Source organism: Pseudonocardia sp. McavD-2-B, assembly GCF_024124365.1.
GTDB lineage: Bacteria > Actinomycetota > Actinomycetes > Mycobacteriales > Pseudonocardiaceae > Pseudonocardia > Pseudonocardia alni.
The window spans coordinates 1-6,960 of sequence record NZ_JAMXSG010000292.1 but is presented as its reverse complement, the minus strand read 5'-3'; the positions used below and the strand labels follow the sequence as shown (position 1 = coordinate 6,960).

The 6,960-nt window shown below is 74.9% G+C and carries 6 protein-coding genes and 1 pseudogene; all 7 read right to left on the bottom strand.

Features of this window, described 5'->3' with window-relative positions:
• Positions 1-1,197, bottom strand: a 1,197-nt coding sequence (locus NH602_RS26205) for a patatin-like phospholipase family protein (RefSeq protein ID WP_253069178.1), incomplete at its 3' end; no start/stop codon positions are given.
• Positions 1,198-1,207: 10 nt separating this feature from the next.
• On the bottom strand, positions 1,208-1,681 hold the full coding sequence (locus NH602_RS26200) for a VOC family protein (RefSeq protein WP_073574715.1): 474 nt from the start codon (positions 1,679-1,681) through the stop codon (positions 1,208-1,210).
• 69 nt (positions 1,682-1,750) lie between these two features.
• Positions 1,751-2,935, bottom strand: coding sequence for a formate-dependent phosphoribosylglycinamide formyltransferase (purT, locus tag NH602_RS26195; protein WP_253069177.1), 1,185 nt, complete (start codon positions 2,933-2,935; stop codon positions 1,751-1,753).
• Between the two features lie 73 nt (positions 2,936-3,008).
• On the bottom strand, positions 3,009-3,800 hold the full coding sequence (pgl, locus tag NH602_RS26190) for a 6-phosphogluconolactonase (protein WP_253069176.1): 792 nt from the start codon (positions 3,798-3,800) through the stop codon (positions 3,009-3,011).
• Positions 3,797-4,747, bottom strand: a complete 951-nt coding sequence (gene opcA, locus NH602_RS26185; protein WP_179762664.1) for a glucose-6-phosphate dehydrogenase assembly protein OpcA — start codon at positions 4,745-4,747, stop codon at positions 3,797-3,799. Before opcA ends, pgl begins: the two co-directional genes overlap by 4 nt.
• 40 nt (positions 4,748-4,787) lie before the next feature.
• The gene (gene zwf, locus NH602_RS26180; protein WP_179762665.1) at positions 4,788-6,332 is read right to left on the bottom strand and encodes a glucose-6-phosphate dehydrogenase; all 1,545 of its coding nucleotides are present in this window, start codon (positions 6,330-6,332) and stop codon (positions 4,788-4,790) included.
• A gap of 43 nt (positions 6,333-6,375) precedes the next feature.
• Positions 6,376-6,960 (bottom strand): annotated as a pseudogene (locus tag NH602_RS26175) (glucose-6-phosphate isomerase); the annotation flags it as partial.

The following is a 6,960-nucleotide window of genomic DNA, read 5'->3' as shown; positions in this document are numbered from 1 at the left end:
CGCCCCGCCCTCGGGGGCGACGGCGCGCGCGGCGTGCGCCGCGCCCAGGTCCGCCGCTGCGGCGGCGAACACCGGGTCGAAGAACAGGAAGCTGAGCAGCTCCGCGCCGTGGGTGGTGTCGGCGTCCGGTACCGCACCGCCGACCAGCCGTTCCAGCACGGCCAGCGACGGGTTCCGCAGCGCACGCAGCCCGCCGTACTCGCGGCGGCGCACCGCGTCGGCCAGCTCCGCCAGCTCGGTGGCCCGGTCGGCGGGCGGCCCGGCGAACCAGGTCGCGATCCGGCGGTGCCGCCGGTCCTCGCCGCGGTCGACCAGCGCGTTGACCGCGCGCAGGGTCCGCAGGTCCTCGGTCACCCCGGCGCCCAGCACGATCCGCAGCGCCAGCGCGGCGACCGCGTACACGTCGGGCACCCGGTCCGCCGGGGACAGCGCCGCGGCGGACTCGCCGAACGGGACGTCCGGTGTCGTCGCGACGACACCGACCCGGTCCGCGCCCAGGCGCAGTGCGGGCTTGAGCGGGGTGTTGAGCCGGACCCCGCCGTCGAGATACCAGCCGGCCGCCTCGCCCTCGATGCGACGCGGCGCGAACAGCACCGGCACCGCGGCCGAGGCGAGCAGGTGGTCCGGGCCAAGCCGGGCGTCGACGTAGCGGATGTCGCGACCCGGGTCGTACGGCGGCAGCGCCACGTCCGGCCCGCGCTCGACGAACACCGTGGTCCCGCCGGTGCCGGCGGCGGTGCACGCCACCCCGACGGCGTCGACCCGGCCGCGGGCGACGGCGTCGTGCAGCCGGTCCCAGTCGACGACCCGGTCCACCACCGGGCGCAGCCGGTCGGCGTCGAGGAGGCGGGTCACCCGGTCCGGCACCAGCACCAGCCTGCGCAGCCACGACGGGACCCCGGCGAGGTCCCCGAGGTAGGCCGCGGTCGCCTCCACCGCCGACGACGGCAGCGCCACGACCTCGTCGGTGCGCACCGAGGACCAGCGGGCGACGAGCTCGGCGGCCGCGGCGTCCGGGGCGACGTCGGACAGCCCGGCCAGCGCGGCCACGTTCAGCGCGCCCGCGCTCGTGCCGACCAGCACCGACGGCGCCGACCACCGCCGCGCCATCCGCGGCAGGAGCTCGGTCAGCGCACCCGCCTCGTAGGCGCCGCGCGCTCCCGCGCCCGCCACGACGAGTCCGGTCCGTGCCGCCACCCGGACCAGGTTACCCGCGGTACGCCTTCTCCAGGGCGACGGCGTCGAGCTTGCCGTGGGTGGCGTACACGGCCCGCGCGACCCGGGACCGGGCCTCGGCGTCGGGCGAGGTCAGCCACTCCCGCACCCCCGGCGGGATCACCTGCCAGGACACCCCGTAGCGGTCCTTGAGCCACCCGCAGGGCTGCTCGACGCCGCCGTCGACCAGGGCGTCCCAATAGCGGTCGACCTCCTCGACGGACTCGCAGTGCACCTCCATCGAGATCGCCTCGGAGAGGGTGAACACCGGCCCGCCGTTCAGTGCGGTCCAGGGCTGGCCGTTGAGCCGGAACCCCACGGTCAGGACCCGGCCCTCCTGGTCGGGGACCTCCGGGCCGTAGTGCACGACGGTGTCGATGCCCGAGTCCGGGAAGATGCCGGTGTAGAACCGGGCCGCCTCCTCGGCGACTCCGTCGAACCACAGGCACGGCGTGATCGGCTTCATGGTGTCGTCCCCTCCCCGCGACGCCGGCTCTCGGCGTCACACGGGGAAGACCGGCGCGGTGCGCCCGACTCATCGCTCCCGGGGGACCGGGCGCACGAGCCCGGCGGCGCGGGTCGCGCGCTCCCGGGCGGTGTCGGCGTCGTCAGCGTGGGCGACCGCGACGCCCATCCGGCGCCGCTCGGTCGCGGTGGGCTTGCCGAACAGCCGCAGGTCCGCGCCCTCGACCGCGAGAGCGTCGGCGACGCCCTCGTAGGCAGGGGCGTCCATCTCCGTGCCGCCGTAGACCACCGCCGACGCACCGGGGGAGCGCAGCGCGGTGTCCACCGGCAGGCCCAGCACGGCGCGGGCGTGCAGCTCGAACTCCGAGAGCCGCTGGGTGGCGAGGGTGACCAGGCCGGTGTCGTGCGGGCGGGGGCTCACCTCGGAGAACAGCACCTCGTCGCCGCGGACGAACAGCTCCACCCCGAACAGGCCCCACCCACCGAGGGCCTCGGTGATCCGGGCGGACACGTCGCGGGCGGCGGCCAACGCGGCGTCGGACATGGGCTGGGGCTGCCAGGACTCGACGTAGTCGCCGTTCTCCTGGCGGTGCCCGATCGGCTCGCAGAACGCGGTGCCGCCGGCGTGCCGGACGGTGAGCTGGGTGATCTCGTAGTCGAACTCGACGAAGCCCTCGACGATCACCCGCGGGTTCGACACCCGGGCGCCGGTACGGGCGTACTCCCAGGCGGCGTCGGCGTCGTCGGCGCTCTGCAGGACCGACTGGCCCTTGCCGGAGGAGGACATCACCGGCTTGAGCACGCACGGCAGCCCGACCGTCGCGACGGCCTCGCGGACCTCGTCGAGGGTGTCGGCGAACACGTAGGGGGAGGTGGGCAGGCCCAGCTCCTCGGCGGCGAGACGCCGGATGCCCTCGCGGTCCATGGTCAGCTTCGCGGCCCGCGCGGTGGGGACCACGGTCGTCCCGGCCGCCTCGATCTCCAGCAGGGCGCCGGTGGCGATGGCCTCGATCTCGGGGATGACGAGGTCGGGCGCCTCCTGCTCGATGAGCGTCGCCAGCGTGACCGGGTCGGTCATGTCGATCGCGTGCCACCGGTGCGCCACCTGATGGGCGGGGGCGTGCGGGTAGCGGTCGACGGCGACGACCTCCACGCCGAGGCGCTGGAACGCGATCGCGACCTCCTTGCCCAGCTCACCCGAGCCGAGCAGCAGCACGCGGGTGGGGTCCGGGCCGAGCGGGGTGCCGATACGCATGACGGGGACCCTAACCGCAGGTCCACGTGCGACACCCCGCCCGGGCGCGGCATCTCACATCCGGGGGCCGCCGTCAGGAGACCCGGGCGACGAACCCGTCGGGCAGGTCCGAGGCGGCCTCGGTGTCGAGCAGCCAGCGGGTCGTGACGGTGCCACGGGCCCCAGCGACCGGCAGCTCGGTCTCCGGCGTGCCGTTGAGCGCACCCGCGACGGCCGGTGCCTTGCCCGCCCCGGCCGCCACCACCCACACCTCGCGGGAGCGGCGCGCCGCGGCCAGGGTCAGCGAGATCCGGGTCGGCGGCGGCTTCGGGCAGTCGAAGACCGCGACGACCGTCGCCGCCTGCTCGTGCACGGCGGGGGAGTCGGGGAACACCGACAGGGTGTGGCCCTCCTCGCCCATCCCGACCAGGGTCACGTCGAACGCGGGGACGCCGTCGTCGTCGGGGCCGGCCAGCTCGGCGAGAAGCCGGGCGTAGTCGGCGGCCGCGGCGAGGGCGTCGTTGCGGGTGCCGCCGCCCGCCGGGGCCGCGGGCATCGGGTGCACCCGGGCCGGGTCCAGCGGGAGTGCGTCGAGGAGGGCCTCGCGGGCCTGGCGGTCGTTGCGCTCGTCGTCGTCGGCGGGGACGAAGCGCTCGTCGCCCCAGAACAGGTCCACCCGGGCCCAGTCGACGGCGTCGCGCGCCCCGGAGGCGGCGACGTCGCGCAGCAGCTGGATCCCGACCCCGCCTCCGGTGAGCACCAGCCGCGGGACCCTGCCCGCGGCCTGGAGGTCCACCAGCGCGGTGAGCAGCCGGGCCGCGGTCGCCGCGGCGAGCGCGTCCTTGTCCGGGTGCACCGCGACCTGCACCTGTGTCGCGGCGCTCACGCGCGCACCTTCACCGGGGTGCGGCCGCGGGTCACCTTCGCCACCCCGGCGAGGGCCTCGGCGTAGACCTCGTCCGGGTCGAGCCTGCGCAGCTCCTCGGCGAGACAGTCCGACACGTGCCGCCGGGCCAGCGCGATCAGCCGTTCCGGCTGGCCGGGCTGGGTCAGCCGGGCGGTCTTGCCGTCCGGGCGGGCCAGCTCGACGTCACCGGACGGGCGCGTCAGCCGGACCAGCGAGAGCCCGTTGTCCTTCTCCGACGGAGAGCGCTTCACCTTCACCCCCAGGTTCGCGGCGAGCCAGCCCGCGATCAGCTCGGTGGACGGCGACACCGCCTCCCCGGCGACGACCGCGGAGCTGATGTCCTCGTACGGCGGCACGTCCAGCGCGGCCGCCAGCTGGGCCCGCCACTGCGTGAGCCGGGTCCAGGTCAGGTCGGTGTCGCCGGGCGCGTAGTCCTTGCGGCGCGCCTCGAACGCCTTCACCGGGTTCTTCGACGACAGCGCATCGGTGATGCGGCGCTGCGCGAGGCGGCCCACCGCGTCCTCCGACGGCGAGGCGGGCGCCTCGTTCGGCCACCACGCGACGACCGGGGCGTCCGGCAGCAGCAGCGGCATGACCATGCCCGCGCCCGCCTCCTCGGCCGCCAGCGGGCCGTAGCCGCGCAGCACGATGACCTCGCTGGCGCCGGCGTCGCCGCCGACCCGGATCTGGGCGTCGAGCCGCGGCGAGGCCCGCCGCTGCCCGCGGGCCAGGACGATCACCCGGCAGGGGTGCTCGCGGCTGGCCGCGTTGGCGGCGTCGATCGCGCGTTCGAGTTCCGGGCCGTCGTCGGTGACGACGACCAGGGTCAGCACCCGGCCCAGCGCGAACACGCCACCGGACTCGCGGAGCTCGACGAGCTTGCGGTTGACCGCCGAGGTGGTGCTCGACGGGAGATCGATGATCACGATGGGGTCTCCGTCTTCTCCGCGGCTGCCGTCCGTGCGCTCACGGCCGCCTCCAGTGGCGCCCGGTGCGGGCCAGCATCTCCTCGGCCGACACCGGGCCCCAGGACCCGGCGGGGTAGGAGTCCGGGCCGCGCGCGTCGGCGGCCCAGTGCTCCAGGACCGGGTCCAGGATCTCCCAGGACCGCTCGACCTCCTCGTTGACCGGGAACAGCGACGGCTCGCCGAGCAGCACGTCGAGGATGAGCCGCTCGTAGGCCTCGGGGGAGGCCTCGGTGAAGGCGTTGCCGTAGCCGAAGTCCATCGTGACGTCGCGGACCTCCATCTGGCTGCCCGGCACCTTGGACCCGAAGCGCATGGTGACGCCCTCGTCCGGCTGCACCCGGATCACCAGGGCGTTCTGCCCCAGCTCCTCGGTCATCGTCGCGTCGAACGGCAGGTGCGGGGCCCGCTTGAACACCACGGCGATCTCGGTGACCCGGCGACCCAGACGCTTGCCGGTGCGCAGGTAGAACGGCACCCCGGCCCAGCGGCGGTTCTCGACCTCGCAGGTGATCGCGGCGAAGGTCTCGGTGGTCGACTCCGGGTCGAACCCCTCCTCCTGGGCCAACCCGGGCACCTCCTCGCCGCCCTGCCAGCCGCCCTCGTACTGGCCGCGGGCGGTGGTGGCGTCGAGCGGGTGCGCGAGCTTGACCGCCTTGAGAACCTTGATCTTCTCGGCGCGCAGCTCGTCGGAGGAGAACGACGTCGGCTCCTCCATCGCGGTGAACGCGAGCAGCTGCAGCAGGTGGTTCTGGATGACGTCGCGGGCGGCGCCGATGCCGTCGTAGTAGCCGGCCCGCCCGCCCAGGCCGATGTCCTCGGCCATGGTGATCTGGACGTGGTCGACGTAGTTGGCGTTCCAGATCGGCTCGAACAGCTGGTTGGCGAACCGCAGCGCCAGCACGTTCTGGACGGTCTCCTTGCCGAGGTAGTGGTCGATGCGGAACACCGAGTCCTCGGGGAAGACGTCGTTGACGATCGCGTTCAGCTCGATGGCCGAGGCGAGGTCGTGGCCGAACGGCTTCTCGATGACGACCCGGCGCCACACGTCCGGGTCCTCCTGCGCGGACAGCCCCGAACGGGCGAGCTGCTTGCAGACCACCGGGAACGCGCCGGGCGGGATCGACAGGTAGAAGGCGTGGTTGCCCCCGGTGCCGCGCTTCTCGTCGAGCTCGCGCACGGTGCGCTCCAGCTCGTCGAAGGCGGCGTCGTCGTCGAAGGAGCCCTGGACGAACCGCAGGCCCTCGGCGAGGCGGTCCCACACCTCCTGCCGGAACGGGGTGCGGGCGTGCTCGCGCACGGCCTCGTAGACGACCTGGCCGAAGTCCTCGGAGTCCCAGTCGCGGCGGGCGAAGCCGGTGAGGGCGAAGCCCGGCGGCAGCAGCCCCCGGTTGGCGAGGTCGTAGATCGCGGGCATGAGCTTCTTGCGGGACAGGTCCCCGGTCACTCCGAAGATCACCAGTCCGCAGGGGCCGGCGATCCGGGGGAGCCGCTTGTCACGGGGGTCGCGCAGCGGGTTGGTCCGTCCGCCGTTCGCGGTGGGCATCGCCCCTCCTAGTACTGGTGTTCTTGTGATCGGGGCACCGGGGTCACGGCTCTGTCGACGTCTGTGTCGATGTCACAGCCCTGGCCAGGGTGACCAGCCCGGCGAGCCGGTCGGTCAGGTGCAGCCGGAGCACCGGACGTCCCCGGCGTCGCTGGTCGTCGATGACCGCCCGGGCCTGTGCCGCGTGCAGGCTATCCAGTCCCGGCCCGGGCGGCACGGTGTCCGCGCCGACGGACCCCGGAAGATCACCGCCGGGCCCGTTCCCGGTCAGGTGACAGTGCACCGCGACGTCCGGTGCGCCGGTGTCGCCGCTGCGGCAGGCCGGGGCCCAGCCGAACGCGACGGGCAGCCCGAGCCGGGCCACCAGCGGCCCGCGCAGCACCGCGACCGAGGCGTCGGACTCCGGGTCCAGCCAGGCCGAGACGACCGCTGGGGCCCCGTCGGCGACGGCGGCCAGCGCGTCGAGCGCACCGGCGACGGTGCGGGTGCCGGGCGGGAGCCAGTCCCCGGCGTGCACGGCGATCCCGCCGTCGACGAACGACGGCTCGGGGTCGGGACCCTCGGCGGGCGCGGGCGGTGCGGGCGCGAACGGGTCGGTGTCGAGGACCCGCCCGGCCAGCGCCGCGGC